This is a genomic window from Trinickia sp., assembly GCF_057351765.1.
Genome location: NZ_JBMRBK010000021.1, coordinates 33,239 through 51,392, shown reverse-complemented (window position 1 = coordinate 51,392; position 18,154 = coordinate 33,239). Strand labels below are relative to the sequence as shown.

Sequence of the window (18,154 nt, the reverse complement as noted above, 5' to 3'; positions counted from 1 at the left end):
CGTAGGTCCTCGCAAAACCGTCAAGACCAATGCGCGTGGAAGCTACCTTCCTTGTCCACCCGCTCGAACGTGTGCGCGCCGAAGAAATCGCGCTGTGCCTGAATGAGGTTGGCCGGCAGCCGTTCGGCGCGGTAGCCGTCGAAATAAGCGATGGCCGATGCGAACGCGGGTACCGGCACGCCCGCCGTGACAGCCGAGACCACCACGTCGCGCAGTGCCGATTGATAGTTCTCCGAAATAGTCCGGAAGTACGGATCGAGCAGCAGATTCGGCAACCGCGGATCGCTCCTGTACGCGTCGGTGATCTTTTGCAGGAAGCGCGCGCGGATGATGCAGCCAGCCCGGAAAATCTTCGCGATCGTACCGAAGTCGAGATTCCAGCCGTATTCCTGCGACGCGGCCGCCAATTGCGCAAATCCTTGTGCGTACGAAATGACCTTGCTGAAGTAGAGCGCCCGCCGGACCGCTTCGATGAACGCGTCGCGCTCGCCCGCCATTGCCTTCGGCTGCGGCCCGGACAGCACCTTGCTCGCCGCCACGCGTTGGGTTTTCAACGATGAAAGCACGCGTGCGAACACCGATTCGGTGATGAGCGGCAGCGGTACGCCCAGATCGAGCGCGTTCTGGCTCGTCCATTTGCCGGTTCCCTTTTGCGCCGCACGGTCGAGAATGACGTCGACGAGATCCTTCCCTGTTTCGTCGTCGCGTTTATCGAAAATCTTTGCGGTGATCTCGATCAGATAGCTGTCGAGCTCGCCCGCGTTCCACTCGCGATAGACGCGGCCGAGTTCGGCATTCGAGAGTCCCGCCACCTGCTTGAGCACGGCATAGCTTTCGGCAATCAATTGCATGTCGCCGTACTCGATTCCGTTGTGGACCATTTTGACGAAATGGCCCGCGCCGTCGGGGCCCATATAGGCCACGCAGGGTTCCCCGTCGGGCGCCTTCGCGGCAATTTCGGTCAGGATCGGCGCAACGAGATCGTAAGCCTCGCGCTGGCCGCCCGGCATGATCGATGGCCCCTTGAGCGCGCCCTCCTCGCCACCGGATACACCGGTGCCGATGAAGTGCAGGCCCGATTTCGCGAGATCCTGGTTGCGGCGGATCGTGTCGGTGAAGTGCGTATTGCCGCCGTCGATCAAAATATCGCCCGGCTCGAGCAGCGGTCTGAGCGCGGCGATCGTCGCGTCCGTCGGCTCGCCCGCCTTGACCATCATGAGAATGCGGCGAGGCTTCTCGAGCGACGCGACGAATTCTTCGAGCGAATAGGCGGGAACGAGCCGGCGCCCTGCGCACGCGGCCAGCATATCGTCCGTCTTCGCACGGCTGCGGTTATAGATCGCCACGTCATGGCCGCGGCTTTCGATATTCAGCGCGAGATTGCGGCCCATGACGGCGAGGCCGATGACACCGATGGCGGGTTTGCCCATTGTCGAATTCTCCTTGGAACGCTGCCTGCGACGGCCCGTTTGCCGCGCGGCACGACGGAACTTCGTCCGTCGACGATTGAGAGGAAACAGGTTACGCCATGCGTTCGGCCAATGCCGCCAACGCATCGCCGCACGGAGCCGCCACCTTCAGCGCCAGCATCGCATCCGCGCGCGTGCGCCCAAGATTGACTGCGGCAACGGGCATGCCTGCACGCGCCGCCCAGACGCAAAACCGATAACCGGAATACACCATCAACGACGAGCCGATCACGAGCATCGCGTCGGCCGCCTCCAGCGCCGCGGCAGCCGCCTCCACGGTCGAGCGCGGCACGTTCTCGCCGAAAAAGACGACCGACGGTTTCAGCATGCCGCCGCAGTGCGGACATGCCGGCACATGGAACGTGTCCAGGTCCGCCCATTCGAGGTGTGCATCGCCATCCGCGGACGGCTGTGCGAACGCACCGGCGAGCCTCGGGTTCTCCGCCGCGAGGATGGCTTGCACCGACTCACGCGAATGTCCGGCACCGCAGGCGAGACAGATCACGTCGCGTATGCTGCCATGCAGCTCGATGACACGATTGCTCCCAGCGCGTTGGTGCAGCCCGTCCACGTTCTGGGTCACGAGCGTGGCGACGCGAGCGGCTTGCTCGAGGCGCGCGAGGGCGCGATGCGCAGCATTCGGGCGAGCTTCGGCCAGCATCGGCCAGCCCACCATGCTGCGCGCCCAGTAGCGGCGCCGTGCAGGCTCGGAGCTCACGAACGCCTTGTACTCGATCGGTTGCGCGCGCATCCAATTGCCGTTGGCGTCGCGATAGCCGGGAATACCGGAGTCCGTGCTGATGCCGGCCCCGGTCAAGACGAAAAGACGCGGATGCCGCTGCACGAAAGCGCACAACGCTTCGAGCGCATCCGCGCACGTTTCGCCGCTTACGGCGGCGGCCGTTGAAGACGGTGACGAATGCGCGGTTACTGCGGTGGATTCAGTCATGGCACGGCAAAGTGATCGATGCCGCTGCCGTCGATGCGGCGCGACGACGCGAATTCTACGCCGTTCCGAACCGGCGTGCCGGCAACCCGCCGATCCGCGGCCGGGCCTATAGCCGCTCGCCCGCGAGCCGCGCGGCCAGGAAATCGATCAGCAGGCGCAAGCGGGCCGGCATCTTCCGCGTGCGCATCCAGACAGCGCAAAGCGGCAGCGGTGCCGGCTCGTATTCGGGCAGGACGATCTCGACGCGGCCCGCTTCGATGAGCTCGCGAATCTGCCAGAATGCGGCGAGCCCCACGCCCATCCCCTCCGCCACCGCGGCATTGACGGCGGCGAGTCGATTGCATTCGATACGCCCTGAAACGAGAACCGAATGCCGCGCGCCGTCGCGCGAATCGAACGTCCAGCGATTGGCGTTGGGCACACCGGTTCGAATCACGCACTCATGCGCGCCGAGGTCTTCGGGCGTCCGAGGATGGCCGTGCTCGGCAAGATACGAAGCCGCCGCGAATGCGACGCGACGCACGTGCCCAAGCTGCCGCGCGACGAGGCGCGAATCGGGCGTGGCGCCGACGCGCAGCGTAAGGTCGGCACCGCTTTCCGGCGGATCGTGCAATTCGTCGTCGAACTCCAACGACGCCTGGAGTCCAGGATGGCGGGGGCGGAATTCGGCCACGAGCGGCACGACATACCGAGGGCCGAAGAGCGTGGGCGCATGAATACGCAGCCGTCCCGTCAGCCGCTTCGCATCCTCCGCCAGTTCGGTACGCGCAATCTCGAGATCAGCGAGAACGGCTTTGACGCGTTCATAGAACCGCGCCCCGGCGGGGCTCAGTTGCAACGTGCGTGTCGTCCTCAGGACGAGCGTGACACCCATCGACTGCTCCAACGTCTGCAGCCCGCGGCTCACCGCCTGCAGCGAACGGCCCAGGCGGCGTCCGGCGGCTGTCAGGCTCCCTTCCTCGGCTATCGCAACAAAGGTTTCCAGTTCACGCAGCGATTGCACATCATTCTCCCTAAAAACGGGATATTAAATCCACGCGTCGGCCAATTATCAATTCGATTTCGAAGAGTAGCATCTGTCCCATCGACTCTTTCATACCCAACCCACCAGGAGAACGAAGATGGACTCGACCCGCGCAAGCATGCGTTACCGCACCGTACGGATCGACGGACTCGACATTTTCTATCGCGAAGCGGGCCCGCAAGACGCACCGGTTCTCCTGCTGCTGCACGGCTTTCCGTCGTCGTCACGCATGTACGAAACGTTGATGCCGCTGCTCTCGAATCAGTTTCGTGTCATCGCGCCGGACTATCCCGGCTTCGGACATAGCAGCGCGCCTGCGCCGAGCGCGTTTGCTTACACTTTCGATTCGCTCGCCGGCGTGATGGAGCGTTTCATCGAAACGCTCGAGTTGCGCCGTTTCACGTTGTTGGTGCAGGACTACGGCGGCCCGGTCGGCTTTCGTCTTGCGCAGGCGCATCCGAAGCGTATCCGCGGCCTGATCGTGCAAAACGCCGTCGCACATGTGGAAGGTTTGGGTCCGTTGTGGGAAGTCCGCAAGGCCTTTTGGAAGGACCGGGCAACGCATGAGGCCGCGTTGCGCACGAGCTTGCTGTCATACGACGCCACGCGCTTGCGTCACGTGGGAACGAGTCCGCATCCGGATCGCTACGATCCCGATACCTGGAACGACGAATTCGCCTTTTTGTCGCGCCCAGGGCAGATCGACATCCAAACTGAACTCTTTTATGACTACCGGAGCAACGTCGAGCGATACCCGCAATGGCAGCGTTACCTGCGCGAACACCGCCCGCCCACGCTCGTCGTCTGGGGCAAGTACGATGCGTCGTTCACGGTGGAAGGCGCGCATGCATACGGACGCGAGCTACCCGACGCCCGAATCCACCTGCTCGAAGCAGGCCACTTCGCACTCGACGAGGCCTGCGATGAGATCGGCGCGCTGACACATGCCTTTCTGACGGAACTCGGGCGTTCTTGACCGAGCGGGTTACCGACCGAGCTTCGATCCGCGCTCAAAACCGATCGATGCGGAACGGGCGCGGATCCACGAAGGGCTTGGCGCCCGTGACCATATCGGCGATAAGACGCCCCGTCACGGGGCCCAGTGTGAACCCATGATGCGCGTGCCCGAATGCGAACCACAGGCCCGGGTGCCGCGTGGCCGGACCGATGACAGGCAGCATGTCGCTCGTGCACGGACGTTGCCCCATCCACGGTTCCGAATCGACTCGCTCGCCGAGGGGAAACAAGTCCCGGGCGATCGGCTCGACAGCCTCGAGCTGATCTGGCGTCTTCGGCTCGTCGAGCAACGCGAGCTCCGCCCCCGTCGTGAGCCGGATCCCGCGTGCCATCGGTGCGAGCAGATAGCCCTTTTCGACATCGAGGACGGGATGATTGAGGCGCGCCCCCGATTTTGCGCGGTAGTGCATGTGGTACCCGCGCTTGATGCCGAGCGAAAGCCGATAGCCGAGCTTGGCGCTGAGGGGCTGAGACCACGGCCCGAGTGCGACTACGGCCGAATCGGCTTCCAGCACGCCCTCCTCCGTGTTCACCCGCCAATGCGGCTCGAGCGTCCTCGCGTCGCCGAAAACGATACGCCCGCCCAGCCGCTCGAAATAACGGGCGTACGCCGTGACGAGGGCATTCGGATCCGCTACCGAATACGATTGCCCATAGCGCACGCCGCCGATGAGAGCCGATGACAGATCGGGCTCCGCGGCGTGAAGCGCTGCCGCATCGAGCACGTCGTACTCGATGCCGTACTCGCGCTGCGAGCGCTCGGCCGTCTTCAATTCCTCGTCGAATTTGGCCGCCGTGCGGAAGACTCGTATCCATCCGGTCGGGCGCAACATGTCCGCCGCGCCGGCGGCCGCTGCCAGCGCCTTGTGCTCGCTGACACAGTGTTCGATCAACGTGGAATAGGCGCGCGCAATGGCGATGTGACGATCGGGGGCCGAATTGCGCCAGTACCGCCAGAGAAACGGTGCGAGCTTGAACATCGCACCGGGGTGATACCGGACATCGAGTGCGCGGTTGCCCGCATAGCCGAGCAGGGTGCCGAGCCCGCGCGGAAAGGCGTACGGATAAACGCCCTCCCGTTGGATCAGTCCCGCGTTACCGAACGAGGTTTCATTGCCGGGCGCTTTTCGGTCGACGAGCGCTACGGACAGACCGCGCTGCTGCAAGTGAGCGGCGATCGAAACGCCGACCATGCCGGCGCCAAGCACGAGAGTGTCGAATTTCATCGGAAGTTAACATGCCCCATGTTTGCGGCTGAAACGACGCAACGGCACACGACTCCATGCCGAACCGCCTCGTTCCTTCGCCTCTACGCCGCGCCGCTCATCCAGTTTTCCAGCTTCAGGCCTGGATAGGCGGCAAACTCGCGTTCGTTGTTGGTGACGAGCACAATATCGAGCGCCAACGCATGCGCCGCAATGAGCTTGTCGAGATGATCTTTCTTTCGCTCGCGCGTCGCCTCGCGGACCGGCCCATAGGCCCTTGCGGCGGCGACATCGAAGGGCGCGACCGGGATGTCCTCGATCAGCGCAGCGAGATTCCGGCGCTCGCGTGCGTGGTTGGCCGAGGCCGCGACACCGTTCTCCAATTCCGCATAGGTAATGGCCGACATCACGACGTCGCCGACGTAGCATTGTGCGAAGCGCTCCGCCACCTGCTCCGGCTGGTTCTTCATCAAGTAGATGCACATGTTGGTGTCGAGCATGAAGCGCGGCATCAGAGTGCCTCGCGCTCTGTTTGCTCCTGGCTGCCGCGCCCCTCGGACATGAAATCCGGCCCGAATCTGGCGAACTTCTTGAGCACCCCGCCCAGCGCTCGACGCGCCGGCCGAATGCGGAGCTCGTCCCCGACACGCTCGATCTCGAGCTCCACGTCCGTGCGCTCGTACGCCAGATCGGCGGGGATACGCACTGCCTGCGAATTGCCGTTCTTGAAAACCCTGGTCGTATGCATCGTTAAGCCCGTCTGCGGATGTACGATGGATGTACTATAACGCGGATCCGGCACAACGTAAATCCGTGTGTGTACATGTTTCGAGGCCATCGAGGGTCTCCTATAACAGCAGAGCCCGCCAAATTGTGCTTTACTTCCCGGTGCATCTAGAAAATAACGCGCTATAGCCGGACAAGCGGCACTGCACGCATCGAAGGTGCCGGCTGTCGCCCCCCTGCCTTGCCCGACTCTGGCCGACCGGAGACAATCCATGGCAATCAGCATCAGTCTGACAGTCAACGGCGCCCCGGTGAGCGCCGAAGTCGAGCCTCACACGCTTCTAGTCCATTTCCTCCGCGATACATTGCGCCTGACCGGCACGCATGTCGGCTGCGATACCGCCCAGTGCGGCGCCTGCACGATCCATATGGATGGACGCGCCGTCAAAGCCTGCAATGTCCTCGCCGTCCAAGCCGACGGTGCCCGGCTCACCACCATCGAGGGGCTCGCCGAAGACGGTGCCCTGCATCCGATGCAAGCCGCCTTTCGCGAATGCCACGGCCTTCAGTGCGGCTTTTGCACACCGGGCATGGTCATGAGCGCCACCGCGCTGATCGCGGCCAAGCCCGATGCCAGTGCCGACGACGTGCGCCGTCAGCTCGACGGAAACTTCTGCCGCTGCACCGGCTACCACAACATCGTCAAAGCGGTACTCGAAGGCGCGGCAGGCATGCGCCAACAGGCGGCATCGACTGTACGGGAGCCATCATGAACGCACCTGAAGAACGCCGCCTGATCGGAGCCTCCGTCAAACGCAAGGAAGACTACCGCTTCCTCACAGGCGCCGGGCAATACACCGACGACATCGTGCTGCCGCAGCAAACCTACGGCATGTTCGTGCGCTCGCCCCATGCGCATGCGCGTCTCGGCAAAATCGACGTGGAAGCAGCGCGCGGCGCGCCGGGCGTCATCGCCGTCTTCACGGGCGCCGATCTCGCCGCCGAGAAGGTAGGCGGCCTGCCCTGCGGCTGGCTCATCCACAGCACCGACGGCTCACCGATGCGCGAGCCGCCGCATCCGGTCCTGGCCACAGGCAAGGTCCGGCACGTGGGCGACCCGGTCGCGCTCGTCATCGCCGAAACCGCCAAGGCGGCCAAGGACGCAGCCGAACTCGTGACAGTGGATTACGACCTGTTGCCCGCCGTGGCGGACACCGCCCACGCGGCCGACTCGGGTCAACCCGCCGTGCACGACGAGGTTCCCGACAACGTCTGCTATACCTGGGGCCACGGCGACAAGGCCGCGACCGACGCAGCCTTCGCGCAGGCCGCACATGTCACGACGCTCGAGATCGTGAACAATCGCCTCGTGCCGAACGCCATCGAACCGCGCGCGGTCAATGCCAGCTACTCGCGGCAAGACGAAAGCTACACCGTCTATGTCGCCAATCAGAACCCGCATGTCGAGCGGCTCCTGATGGCTGCATTCGTTCTGTCGCTGCCGGAATCGAAGCTGCGCATCGTCGCGCCAGACGTCGGCGGCGGATTCGGCTCGAAGATCTTTCTCTACGGCGAGGATGTCGCGCTGACCTGGGCGTCCAAGCGCATCGGCCGCCCCGTCAAATGGACGGCGGAACGTTCGGAATCGTTCGTCTCCGATGCGCACGGCCGCGATCATGTGACGAAAGCGGAACTCGCGCTCGATCGCGACGGCCGTTTCCTTGCGATGCGGGTGCATACCACCGCGAACATGGGCGCCTATCTGTCGACGTTCGCCTCGTCCGTGCCGACGATTCTGTATGCGACGCTGCTCGCGGGCCAATACGCGACGCCCGCTATTTATGCCGAGGTGAAAGCCGTCTTTACGAACACGGTGCCCGTCGACGCCTACCGTGGGGCGGGACGTCCGGAAGCCACGTACGTCGTCGAGCGGCTCGTCGAAACCGCGGCGCACGAACTCGGCATGGACCCCGCTGAAATCCGCAGGCGCAACTTCATCCGCGCGTTTCCCTACACGACACCCGTCGGGCTCACGTACGACACGGGAGACTACGAAGTCTGCCTCGCACGTGCCATCGAACTCGCCGACGTGGCGGGTTTTGCGGCGCGCCGCGACGCGGCGAAGCAAAACGGCAAGCTGCGCGGCCTCGGCTACTCGTGCTACATCGAAGCGTGCGGTCTCGCGCCGTCGAAAATCGCGGGCGCCCTTGGCGCACGCGCCGGCCTGTTCGAAGCGGGCGAGGTCCGCGTGCATCCCACGGGAACGGTTACGGTCTTCACCGGCTCGCACAGCCACGGGCAGGGGCACGAAACGACGTTCGCGCAAGTCGTCGCCGATCGGCTCGGCCTGTCGATGGACCAGGTCGAAATCGTCCATGGCGATACCGGCCGCATTCCATTCGGCATGGGAACCTACGGTTCGCGCTCGATCGCAGTGGGCGGCACGGCCATCATGAAAGCGCTCGACAAGATCGAAGCAAAGGCAAAAAAGATCGCGGCACATCTGCTCGAAGCCTCCGCCAGCGACATCGAATTCGGTAACGGTGTCTTTCATGTGGCCGGCACGGACCGTACCAAGACGTTCGCCGAAGTGGCGCTGGCCGCCTATGTTCCGCACAACTACCCGCTCGAGGAACTCGAGCCGGGATTGGACGAGAACGCGTTCTACGATCCAAGCAATTTCACGTACCCGTCGGGTGCCTATATTTGCGAGGTCGAAGTGGACCCCGATACAGGCGAAACTCGCATCGAGCGATTCACCGCTGTCGACGACTTCGGCAACGTCATCAATCCGATGATCGTCGAAGGGCAGGTGCACGGCGGGCTCGGCCAAGGTATCGGCCAGGCGCTGCTCGAGCGCTGTGTCTATGACCCCGACACTGGGCAGTTGCTGTCGGGCTCCTACATGGACTACGCGATGCCGCGCGCTTCGGATCTGCCCGAGTTCACGGTCGAGACGACTCAGGGCACACCGTGCACGCACAATCCGCTCGGGGTCAAGGGATGCGGGGAAGCGGGTGCAATCGGCTCGCCGCCGGCGGTCATCAATGCGATCGTCGACGCCCTCGCGCCGCTTGGCGTGAAAGACATGCAGATGCCCGCCACCCCGCACCGCATCTGGTCCGCGATTCAGGCCACGCAGTCGTCGGTCCATTGAACGGTCGACAGGAGACAGCTCCATGTATTCATATTCGTTCGACTATGAGCGCGCGGCCGATGCGCAGGCCGCCGTGGCGGCCCTGCAGGCAGATAGCGACGCCAAATACCTCGGCGGCGGGCAAAGCATGCTGCCGACCATGCGTTTGCGCCTGGCGCAGCCGACGAAGCTCGTCGACATCACGCGCATTGCGGCCTTGAAGGAAATTCGCGTCGACAGCCAGACGGTTTCGATCGGCGCCGCCGTGTGCCATGCGGATGTCGCCGAACATGACGGCATCCAGCGCAGCCTGCCTGGGCTGGCCGAGCTCGCCGGTATGATCGGCGATCGCCAGGTGCGCGCCCGCGGCACGCTGGGCGGCTCGCTCGCCAACGACGACCCTGCCGCCGATTATCCTGCTGCGGTGCTCGCACTGGGCGCGACGGTCGTCACCGATCGCCGACGCATTGCAGCCGATGACTTCTTCGTCGGCATGTACGAAACGGCGCTCGAACCGGACGAACTCATCGTTGCCGTCGAATTTCCCGTGCCGGAAAAAAGCGCTTACGAGAAGTTCCGCAACCCCGCTTCCCAATTCGCGCTCGTCGGCGTGTTCGTGGCCAAGCGGGCCGACGGTGTGCGGGTTGCCGTCACGGGCGCCGCACCTTCGGTGTTTCGACCGTCCGCGCTCGAAGCGGCATTGAGCGGCCACTTCACGCGCGATGCGGCCCGGCAGGTCACGCTGTCTCCCGACGAACTGAACACGGATTTGCATGCGAGCGCCGAGTATCGTGCCCATCTGATTCCGATCCTCGCAGCGCGCGCCGTCGAGCGGGCCCGCTAGCGGCCTGCCCTCGCTCCGGACCGACCACGATGCAGCCGGCAACGATCGACGCAACCGTCGCCGAGCTCGCGGCGCACCGCTATTTTGCGAGTCGCGAGCTCGCCACGGCGCTCTTTCTGGCGCTGCGGATGGACCGGCCGCTTTTTCTCGAAGGCGAGCCGGGCGTCGGCAAGACCGAGCTCGCCAAGGCGGCCTCGGAAATCCTCGGCACGACGCTCTTGCGCCTGCAGTGCTACGAAGGGCTGGACACGGCCAGTGCGCTCTATGAATGGGATTACCCGCGCCAAATCATGGCGCTGCGTCTGGCCGAAGCGGCGGGCGAGCGGCCCGGCAACGATACGCTTTATCGCAGCGAATTCCTGCTGAAGCGCCCGCTTCTGCAAGCGTTGATGCCTGACGAGCAACATCCGGGTGCGCAACGTGTGCTGCTCATCGATGAAATCGATCGCGCCGACGAGCCGTTCGAGGCCTTTTTGCTCGAACTGCTTTCGGATTTCCAGGTGTCGATTCCCGAATACGGCACGGTACGCGCCGAACGGGCGCCGCTCGTCATCGTCACGTCGAACCGCACGCGCGAGGTCCATGACGCGCTCAAGCGCCGCTGCCTCTATCAATGGATCGGCTATCCGGAGCAGGACCGCGAACTCGCGATCGTCGCGGCGCGTGCCCCCGAAGCGGCGGGAGAACTACAGCGGCGCGTCGTGGCGTTCGTGCACCGGTTGCGCTCGATGGACCTGTTCAAGGCCCCGGGCATCGCGGAAACGATCGACTGGTGCCGCGCGCTCGCGGCACTGTCGATTTCGGAGCTCGATCCGCAGTCCGTGCACGACACGCTCGGCGTGCTGCTCAAGTATCAGGACGACCTCGCACGGCTCGATACCGATCAAATCGCGCGATGCTTGGCCGAAGCGGAGTAGTCGATGGCCTCACCCCGCTCGCCACTATCGCCCGCGTCGCCCGCGTCGCCCGCTTCGGGCCCGGAACTGCCGATGTTCGCGCGCAACGTCGTCCATTTCGTGCGGCTGCTGCGTGCGGCAGGCTTGGCGATGTCGCCCGCTCATTCAATCGATGTATTGGACGCGCTGCAGCTGATCGAGATCGGAAGGCGCGACGACGTGCATGACGCGCTGGCCGCGATTCTCACGCACTCGGCCGATGAGCGGGCATTCTTCGATACCGCCTTCGATCTGTTCTGGCGCGATCCCGACTGGGCGGGGAAGCTGCGCGCCCTGTTACTGCCCAAAGCGCGGGCCGGTATGCCACCCCCGATGCGCAGCAACCGCTTGGCGGATGCGCTCGCGGCCCGTACGTCTCGGTCGGACCAGCCCGCCGCCAGCGAACCGCAGCAGCGCGAACTGAATGCGCACGCAACGTTCAGCGCCGAAGAGCGCCTGCGTCACCGCGATTTCGATACGTTGACCGCCGACGAATGGCGCGCGTTGCAGCACGCGATCCGCAACCGCCGCATGTCGTTCGCGACCGAACCGACTCGCCGGCTGCGGGCAGCCTCGCACGGCGTCCATGCCGACGTTCGCGCCAGCGCGCGCCAAGCCGTGCGCGTCGGCGGAGACTGGCTCGTCTGGAAGTACCGCGCCGTGCGCGAACGCAAACCCCCGCTCGTCCTGCTGCTCGATATTTCCGGCTCGATGGCCAACTACTCTCGTGCCGTGCTCTATTACTGCCATGCGCTGCTGCAATCGCGCGAGAGACTGCAGGTCTTCGTGTTCGGCACACGCCTCACGCATGCGACGCGCGCGCTGCGCGAGCGCGATCCCGATGCGGCTATCGCCGCGCTTGCCGGGCGCGTCGAGGACTGGGCCGGCGGCACGCGGATCGGCGCGGCACTGGCGCAATTCAATCGGCAATGGGCCAGGCGCGTCCTCGGTGGGCGCGCGACGGTGTTGCTCGTGACCGATGGCCTCGATCATGAAGCGATCGAACTGCTCGATGCCGAGATGGCGCGCCTGGCTCGCAACGCCTACCGCATCGTATGGCTCAATCCGCTGCTGCGCTACGCCGGGTTCTCCGCGCGAGCGCGCGGCGTGCGCGCGATCCTGCCGCACGTCGACGCGCATCGCCCCGTCCACAACCTCGAGAGCCTCGATGCGCTCGCGCACGACTTCGAGCATCTCGCGCGCGTGCCCCGCCACCCGATGCCCGTTTCGCCGAACCAAGGAGTGCCGCAATGGAACTGACCGAGCAATACATCCTGCCCGTCTCGCGCGAGCACGCATGGGAAGCGCTGCGCGACACGGCGGTGCTCCGGACGATCATTCCCGGCTGCGAAAGCATCGAGGCCGACGGCGAGAATGCCTATATCGTCTCCATGCTCGCCGCCGTGGGACCCGTGAAGGCGCATTTCAAGGGACGCATGTCGTTGACCGACCTCGACCCGCCGAACAGCTATACCGTCGTATTCGAAGGTCAGGGCGGCGTCGCCGGTTTCGCGAAAGGCAGCGCCGCGGTCACGCTCGAAGCCGACGGGGAATCGTCGACCAAGTTATCGTATACAGCGCACGCCCAGGTGGGCGGCAAGCTCGCGCAGATCGGCTCGCGGCTCGTCGACGGGGCCGCGCGCAAGGTCGCGGGAGAATTCTTCAAGCGCTTTACGGCACAGATGACGGGTGAGGCAGGAGCAGGAGCAGGCGCCGCAAGCACTGATGAAAGCGAAGCGTCGGCGCAGCCTGGCGAAGCAGCCGACGAGGCACCCGCTGGCAAAGGACACAAATCATGGAAAGCGTGGATCTCGAAGTCCTGAAATCGAGCGCGCGCTGGCTCGACGAAGGGCATCGCGTATTGCTCGTCACAGTGGTCAAGACGTGGGGGTCGTCCCCACGCCCGCAAGGCGCGATGCTCGCCGTGCGGGACGACGGCCTCGTGGCCGGTTCCGTATCGGGCGGCTGCATCGAAGACGATCTGATCGACCGCGTGCGCCGCCACGGCATAGGCGGCAGCAGCCCCGAGGCCGTGAAGTACGGCATCACGGCGGAGGAAGCCCATCGCTTCGGCTTGCCTTGCGGCGGCACGATCGAACTTGTGCTCGAACCGCTGACGAAGGCAAGCGGCATCGACGAACTCTACCGCGCGGTCGAAGCCGGCCGGCTCGTCGCGCGAACGCTCGATATGAAAACGGGCGCGGCCACGCTCGCGCCCGCGCAGGCAACCGACGGCGTGCAGTTCGACGGCGACACGTTATCGACGATCCATGGCCCGCGCTATCGCATGCTCGTCATCGGAGCCGGGCAGCTATCGCGTTATCTTTGCAGCATTGCGGTGGGCCTGGACTATCAAGTGACGGTTTGCGATCCGCGCGAGGAATACACCGAGGAATGGAATATCCCAGGCACGACGGTCGTCCATACGATGCCGGACGATACCGTTATGGACATGAAGCTCGACGAACGCTGTGCCGTGATCGCGCTGACGCACGACCCGAAGCTCGACGATCTCGCGTTGATGGAAGCGCTGAAAACGCCGGCCTTCTACGTCGGCGCGCTCGGCTCCCGTCGAAACAATGCGGCACGGCGCGAGCGGCTCAAGGAGTTCGATCTTGGCGACGCGCAACTCGCGCGGCTGCATGGGCCGGTCGGCATTTATATCGGCAGCCGCACGCCGCCCGAGATCGCCATTTCAATTCTCGCTGAAGTAACGGCCGCCAAGAACGGTGTATCGTTGCCCACGCTGCTGCAGGTCGAAGGCGCGAAAGCGGCGCGAGAGCGGGCCGGCAGCGAACATCCGGCTTGCGATGCTGCCAGCCGGAGTTAGCGCTTCAGCGCGTTACCGCGGCCAACGCGGCCGACGCAGGGCATCGACCTGAAGCGCTGCCGCAGCGCCGTTCGCATCCCGTTTGCATCGGTTACGCACGTCCATCTAAAGACCAAGGACACTATTTGTCATGAGCGAACGTTCTCCGTTCCGCCCTGCACTCGAACGCGCGCTGCATCATGCGCTCTCGTACCTCGGGAATCTCGAAGACGGGCCGGTCGCCGCTACCGCCACGCTTGAAACATTACGAAGCCGGCTCGCCAAGCCGCTCAACCGTGCACCGATACCGGCCGAGCGCGTCATCGACGAGCTCGTGGCCGATACGGAGGGCGGCATCGTCGCAAGCGCGGGCGGCCGCTTCTTCGGCTGGGTGATCGGCGGCGCCGTGCCTGCTTCGCTCGGCGCGGATTGGCTCACGAGCGCATGGGATCAAAATGCCGCGTCGTTCGCGTGCGCACCGGCCGAGGCAGTCGTCGAGGAAGTCTGCGGCGCATGGCTCAAGGAACTGCTCGGCCTGCCGTCCCATGCAAGCTTCGCGCTCACGAGCGGTTGCCAGACTGCCCACGTCACGGCACTCGCGGCCGCGCGCCATGCCCTGCTCGAACAACGGGGCTGGCAGGTCGAGCGCGACGGGCTCTTCGGTGCGCCGCGCATCCGGATACTCAGCAGCGATCAATTCCACGGCAGCGTCACTCAGGCCGTGCGGCTGCTCGGCATGGGCACTGCATGCGTGCAGGCACTGCCATCGAATCGAATGGGTCAACTGGAAATGGCCACGCTCGACGAAGCGCTGCGCGCCGAGCCTGACACGCCGACGATCGTCCTGCTGCAGGCGGGAGATCTCAACATCGGCGCCTACGATTCGTTCTCCGAACTGATTCCGCTTGCGCATCGCCACGGCGCATGGGTCCATGTCGACGGGGCTTTCGGGCTATGGGCGAATGCGAGCGAACGCTACCAGTCGTTGTTGACCGGCGTCGAGCACGCCGATTCCTGGGCGACCGATGGGCATAAGTGGCTCAACGTGCCCTACGACAGCGGCTTTGCGTTCGTCGCCCACGCCGACGCGCACCGAGCGGCGATGTCGCATTACGCAAGCTATGTTTCGTACAACGAAGCAGTTCGCGAACAGAAGGATTGGACGCCCGTCTGGTCGCGGCGGGGCCGCGGGTTTGCCACCTATGCGGCGCTGCGCGAGTTCGGCCGCGAAGGCGTGGCGGCGCTGGTCGAGCGCTGTTGCGAGGCGGCGCACGCATTGGCCGTCGGCATAGCGGCACAGCCGGGTGTGGAGCTCGTCTGGGCGCCGCGCATCAATCAAGGCCTGGTCCGCTTCATCGACCCACGGCCCGATGCAACCGAAAGGGACCATGACGCATGGACCGACGCCGTCACCGAGGCAGTGCTTCGAACCGGTGAGGCGCTTTTCAGCAACACGACTTGGCGCGGGAAACGGTGCATGCGCATTTCGGTATGCAATTGGCAGACCGATGCAAGTGCCGTGGCGCGCACCATTGCCGCCGTGACCGAAGTGCTACGCACCATGCGTGCCGCGCGGATCGAGCAATAATTGAAAGTTTGCCGAGATAAGAGCGATTCGACCGGCGCACGGACGCGAGCGCAGGCGATGCGCCGTTTTCCGAACCCGAAACCGGACGCGATAAACTGGCGGCTTTGCGAAATGCAGAGTTGGGGTGGAACCCGTGAGCCTCGATGAGTACTACGAACGATTGGGCTTGCCGAGCGCCGCATCGGCGGCGGAGATCAAGCGAGCCTATCGCCGCCTGAGAGCGCAGTACCACCCCGATCGCAACAAGGGCGAGGAATCGGCCGCCGAATCGCTATTCAAAAAGGTGCAGGAGGCCTTCGAAATCCTCACGGGGCAGCGGCAGGCGCCCGTGCGCGCGCAGCCGGCTCCCGCCGCCGGCACACGCAGGACCGACATGCGGCCAGCACGCGCCTCGACTGGCGACGCCGACCGCGGCGCAGGAGCGGGCGGGGCCGGCGCCTGGTCGAAGCACTACGGGGCGAGCGGCGGCCCGATGCCCGTGCGTGGCGCAAACCGGCATACTCAGTTGCACGTGCCGCTCGACGTGGCATTGAACGGCGGCGAAGTGCTCGCCAGTTACCAGGTCAGCGAAACGTGCCGGCAATGCCGGGGCGCGAGCGCACGCGCAACGGTGCTGCCCTGTTCGAACTGTGCCGGCTACGGCACCGGTTACGACGGTGCCTCGTGTACCGCATGCGGCGGCGAAGGGCGTATGAAAAGCGCGCACTGGTGCGCGACATGCCAAAGCAAGGGCGTCGAATATCAAACGAAATCGCAGCCGGTGAACGTGCCGCGCGGCGCATGGGACGGCCAGCGCATCGTCGTGCCCGGCGGCGGGTTTGCGGGCATGCACGGCGGACAACCCGGCGATGCGACGTTTACGGTCGTCATCGTCTGTGGGCCCGATTTTCAGCGGGAAGGGCTGCATCTGAGCGGCGAACTCGAAGTCGATTTCGTCACCGCGACGCTGGGCGGTCCGCTCACAGCCAAAGTACTGGGCCGCGATCTGGACATCGCAATTCCAGCGAATGCCCGGCATGGCAGCACGATCCGCCTGCCGGCGCAGGGTCTCTCGGACGCCTCGGGCAACCGGGGCGAATTGAGGCTGCGCATCGTCCTGGTCATGCCCGAGGCGGCATCGCATCTGAGCGAGGAGGAACGGCGCCGCTTTCGGGAACTGTTCGCGCTGGCCGCGCAGCGAGCAGGCGGCACATCGCTATAGACGCCGCTGCACCCCGTCGTCGAAAGCCGCTTTGAGCCGGCGCACGCCTTCGCGAATATCGTCGATCCCTGGCGCCGCGAATGACAGCCTGAGCGAATGGATGTCGACATCGTCCGCAAAGAACGCTTTGCCCGGCACGAATACGACCTTCCGTTCGATCGCGTTCGTGAGCAGTGCCGATGAATCGATGCCCTCGATGCGGGCCCAGACGAACATCCCGCCCTGCGGACGATGGAACGCGATCGCCGAGCCGAACTCCGCCTCGAGCGCGTCGCATAGCGCACCGCACTTGCAACCGTACATCGCGGTAATGCGCGGCAAATGCCGCTCGAGCGAGCCCGCGGCCAGATACTGCGCGGCGATCGCCTGGGTCCACGGCGAGCTGCAAAGATCGACGGTCTGTTTCGCGACGACGCAGCGGCGGGCGATCTCGGCAGGCGCGATCGTCCAGCCGACGCGCAAGCCCGGTGCGACGATCTTCGACAAGCTCCCAAAGTGCACGACCCACGGAAGCGCTCCCTCGACTTCTTTCGCCAGCGCCAGGATCGATGGCAGCGCACTGCCCTTGAAGCGCAAATCGCCGTACGGGTCGTCTTCGACGATCAGGAAGCCATAACGAACGGCAAGTTCGAGCAGCGCGATGCGGCGTGCGCGCGTGAGCATCGCGCCGGAAGGATTGGCGAACGTCGGCACCGTGTACAGCAGTTTCGGCCGATCGAGCGTGCCCGCTGCGAGCATCTCGGCCAGTTTCGCCACGTCGATCCCTTCATCGTCGATCGGCACCGTCACGATCTTTGCCTGCTGAAGCCGCAGCGCTTGCAGGACGGCAGGATAGGCCGGCTGCTCGGTCGCCACGACGTCGCCCGGACCGACGAGCACGCGCAGCAGCAAATCGAAGCCTTGCTGCGATCCTGTCGTGACCAGCAATTCATCGGCGGAGCATGTCACGCCGCGCCGCGCCATCAGCGCGAGGATTTCCTGCTTCAGCTCGGGCAGGCCATCCGTCGGGCCATACTGCAGGCAGCGAACCGGCGACTCGAACGCACGAGTTTGAGCCGCGTTCAGTCCTTCGACATCGAATAGATCGGCAGCCGGATAACCGCCCGCGAACGAAATCATGCCCGGCTGGCCGACGTATTTGAACAGCTCTCGAATCGGCGAGCCGGACGGATGAGCAAACGGCTCGGTGAATCGGTACATGGTGCCCTCTGGCTTCGGCATTCGCTTCGTTATGGCGGGTATCGGATTCGA

At 64.8% G+C, this 18,154-nt stretch carries 17 protein-coding genes; 10 read left to right on the top strand and 7 right to left on the bottom strand.

What is annotated here, in order from left to right; genetic code table 11:
* Positions 1-20: 20 nt before the first annotated feature.
* The 3 genes from gndA to ACO1XS_RS04535 all read right to left on the bottom strand — a co-directional run bounded on the left by gndA (position 21) and on the right by ACO1XS_RS04535 (position 3,421).
* Positions 21-1,430 carry an NADP-dependent phosphogluconate dehydrogenase gene (gene gndA / locus ACO1XS_RS04545; protein WP_331566404.1) on the bottom strand — a complete coding sequence of 470 codons (1,410 nt, stop codon included), beginning with the start codon at positions 1,428-1,430 and terminating at the stop codon, positions 21-23.
* Positions 1,431-1,521: 91 nt separating this feature from the next.
* Positions 1,522-2,418 carry an NAD-dependent protein deacetylase gene (locus ACO1XS_RS04540; protein WP_331566406.1) on the bottom strand — a complete coding sequence of 299 codons (897 nt, stop codon included), beginning with the start codon at positions 2,416-2,418 and terminating at the stop codon, positions 1,522-1,524.
* Between the two features lie 106 nt (positions 2,419-2,524).
* Positions 2,525-3,421: a LysR family transcriptional regulator gene (locus ACO1XS_RS04535; protein ID WP_331566408.1), complete on the bottom strand. Its 897-nt coding sequence runs from the start codon at positions 3,419-3,421 to the stop codon at positions 2,525-2,527.
* Between the two features lie 118 nt (positions 3,422-3,539).
* Between ACO1XS_RS04535 and ACO1XS_RS04530 the strand changes: the two genes are divergently transcribed.
* Entirely contained in the window at positions 3,540-4,418 is an 879-nt protein-coding gene (locus ACO1XS_RS04530; RefSeq protein ID WP_486390093.1) for an alpha/beta fold hydrolase, read from the top strand.
* A gap of 34 nt (positions 4,419-4,452) precedes the next feature.
* Here the strand turns inward: ACO1XS_RS04530 and ACO1XS_RS04525 are convergent, their stop codons facing one another.
* From ACO1XS_RS04525 to vapB, 3 genes are all read right to left on the bottom strand, one after another.
* Complete coding sequence (locus ACO1XS_RS04525; protein ID WP_331566412.1) at positions 4,453-5,685, bottom strand: NAD(P)/FAD-dependent oxidoreductase; 1,233 nt, start codon at positions 5,683-5,685, stop codon at positions 4,453-4,455.
* An 83-nt stretch (positions 5,686-5,768) separates the two neighbouring features.
* On the bottom strand, positions 5,769-6,176 hold the full coding sequence (locus tag ACO1XS_RS04520) for a PIN domain-containing protein (RefSeq protein WP_486390092.1): 408 nt from the start codon (positions 6,174-6,176) through the stop codon (positions 5,769-5,771).
* Positions 6,176-6,412, bottom strand: a complete 237-nt coding sequence (gene vapB, locus ACO1XS_RS04515; protein ID WP_331566416.1) for a type II toxin-antitoxin system VapB family antitoxin — start codon at positions 6,410-6,412, stop codon at positions 6,176-6,178. Before vapB ends, ACO1XS_RS04520 begins: the two co-directional genes overlap by 1 nt.
* Positions 6,413-6,662: 250 nt before the next feature.
* On the opposite strand from vapB, the gene ACO1XS_RS04510 reads away from it, so the two are divergent.
* The 9 genes from ACO1XS_RS04510 to ACO1XS_RS04470 all read left to right on the top strand — a co-directional run bounded on the left by ACO1XS_RS04510 (position 6,663) and on the right by ACO1XS_RS04470 (position 16,903).
* Positions 6,663-7,163 carry a (2Fe-2S)-binding protein gene (locus ACO1XS_RS04510; protein WP_331566418.1) on the top strand — a complete coding sequence of 167 codons (501 nt, stop codon included), beginning with the start codon at positions 6,663-6,665 and terminating at the stop codon, positions 7,161-7,163.
* Positions 7,160-9,547, top strand: coding sequence for a xanthine dehydrogenase family protein molybdopterin-binding subunit (locus tag ACO1XS_RS04505; RefSeq protein WP_486390091.1), 2,388 nt, complete (start codon positions 7,160-7,162; stop codon positions 9,545-9,547). Before ACO1XS_RS04510 ends, ACO1XS_RS04505 begins: the two co-directional genes overlap by 4 nt.
* A 22-nt stretch (positions 9,548-9,569) precedes the next feature.
* Positions 9,570-10,370 carry an FAD binding domain-containing protein gene (locus ACO1XS_RS04500; protein ID WP_331566422.1) on the top strand — a complete coding sequence of 267 codons (801 nt, stop codon included), beginning with the start codon at positions 9,570-9,572 and terminating at the stop codon, positions 10,368-10,370.
* A gap of 29 nt (positions 10,371-10,399) precedes the next feature.
* Positions 10,400-11,287: an AAA family ATPase gene (locus tag ACO1XS_RS04495; protein WP_331566424.1), complete on the top strand. Its 888-nt coding sequence runs from the start codon at positions 10,400-10,402 to the stop codon at positions 11,285-11,287.
* 3 nt (positions 11,288-11,290) lie between these two features.
* Positions 11,291-12,565, top strand: a complete 1,275-nt coding sequence (locus tag ACO1XS_RS04490) for a vWA domain-containing protein (protein WP_414720146.1) — start codon at positions 11,291-11,293, stop codon at positions 12,563-12,565.
* Positions 12,556-13,128, top strand: a complete 573-nt coding sequence (locus ACO1XS_RS04485; protein WP_331566426.1) for an SRPBCC family protein — start codon at positions 12,556-12,558, stop codon at positions 13,126-13,128. The genes ACO1XS_RS04490 and ACO1XS_RS04485 overlap by 10 nt, the downstream gene beginning before the upstream one ends.
* The gene (locus ACO1XS_RS04480) at positions 13,101-14,135 is read left to right on the top strand and encodes an XdhC family protein (RefSeq protein ID WP_486390090.1); all 1,035 of its coding nucleotides are present in this window, start codon (positions 13,101-13,103) and stop codon (positions 14,133-14,135) included. Before ACO1XS_RS04485 ends, ACO1XS_RS04480 begins: the two co-directional genes overlap by 28 nt.
* Positions 14,136-14,265: 130 nt before the next feature.
* On the top strand, positions 14,266-15,702 hold the full coding sequence (locus ACO1XS_RS04475; RefSeq protein WP_486390089.1) for a pyridoxal phosphate-dependent decarboxylase family protein: 1,437 nt from the start codon (positions 14,266-14,268) through the stop codon (positions 15,700-15,702).
* A gap of 124 nt (positions 15,703-15,826) precedes the next feature.
* Positions 15,827-16,903: a DnaJ C-terminal domain-containing protein gene (locus tag ACO1XS_RS04470; protein WP_486390088.1), complete on the top strand. Its 1,077-nt coding sequence runs from the start codon at positions 15,827-15,829 to the stop codon at positions 16,901-16,903.
* Here the strand turns inward: ACO1XS_RS04470 and ACO1XS_RS04465 are convergent.
* Positions 16,898-18,103, bottom strand: a complete 1,206-nt coding sequence (locus ACO1XS_RS04465) for an aminotransferase-like domain-containing protein (RefSeq protein ID WP_331566434.1) — start codon at positions 18,101-18,103, stop codon at positions 16,898-16,900. The two genes, ACO1XS_RS04470 and ACO1XS_RS04465, sit on opposite strands and share 6 nt — an antisense overlap.
* Positions 18,104-18,154 lie beyond the last annotated feature (51 nt).

Excerpts from the sequence above, each read along its gene's own strand:
- gndA (WP_331566404.1), bottom strand. The coding sequence starts at position 1,430 with ATGGGCAAACCCGCCATCGGTGTCATCGGCCTCGCCGTCATGGGCCGC.
- ACO1XS_RS04540 (WP_331566406.1), bottom strand. The coding sequence starts at position 2,418 with ATGACTGAATCCACCGCAGTAACCGCGCATTCGTCACCGTCTTCAACG.
- ACO1XS_RS04530 (WP_486390093.1), top strand. The coding sequence starts at position 3,540 with ATGGACTCGACCCGCGCAAGCATGCGTTACCGCACCGTACGGATCGAC.
- ACO1XS_RS04525 (WP_331566412.1), bottom strand. The coding sequence starts at position 5,685 with ATGAAATTCGACACTCTCGTGCTTGGCGCCGGCATGGTCGGCGTTTCG.
- ACO1XS_RS04520 (WP_486390092.1), bottom strand. The coding sequence starts at position 6,176 with ATGCCGCGCTTCATGCTCGACACCAACATGTGCATCTACTTGATGAAG.
- vapB (WP_331566416.1), bottom strand. The coding sequence starts at position 6,412 with ATGCATACGACCAGGGTTTTCAAGAACGGCAATTCGCAGGCAGTGCGT.
- ACO1XS_RS04510 (WP_331566418.1), top strand. The coding sequence starts at position 6,663 with ATGGCAATCAGCATCAGTCTGACAGTCAACGGCGCCCCGGTGAGCGCC.
- ACO1XS_RS04505 (WP_486390091.1), top strand. The coding sequence starts at position 7,160 with ATGAACGCACCTGAAGAACGCCGCCTGATCGGAGCCTCCGTCAAACGC.
- ACO1XS_RS04500 (WP_331566422.1), top strand. The coding sequence starts at position 9,570 with ATGTATTCATATTCGTTCGACTATGAGCGCGCGGCCGATGCGCAGGCC.
- ACO1XS_RS04495 (WP_331566424.1), top strand. The coding sequence starts at position 10,400 with ATGCAGCCGGCAACGATCGACGCAACCGTCGCCGAGCTCGCGGCGCAC.
- ACO1XS_RS04490 (WP_414720146.1), top strand. The coding sequence starts at position 11,291 with ATGGCCTCACCCCGCTCGCCACTATCGCCCGCGTCGCCCGCGTCGCCC.
- ACO1XS_RS04485 (WP_331566426.1), top strand. The coding sequence starts at position 12,556 with ATGGAACTGACCGAGCAATACATCCTGCCCGTCTCGCGCGAGCACGCA.
- ACO1XS_RS04480 (WP_486390090.1), top strand. The coding sequence starts at position 13,101 with ATGGAAAGCGTGGATCTCGAAGTCCTGAAATCGAGCGCGCGCTGGCTC.
- ACO1XS_RS04475 (WP_486390089.1), top strand. The coding sequence starts at position 14,266 with ATGAGCGAACGTTCTCCGTTCCGCCCTGCACTCGAACGCGCGCTGCAT.
- ACO1XS_RS04465 (WP_331566434.1), bottom strand. The coding sequence starts at position 18,103 with ATGTACCGATTCACCGAGCCGTTTGCTCATCCGTCCGGCTCGCCGATT.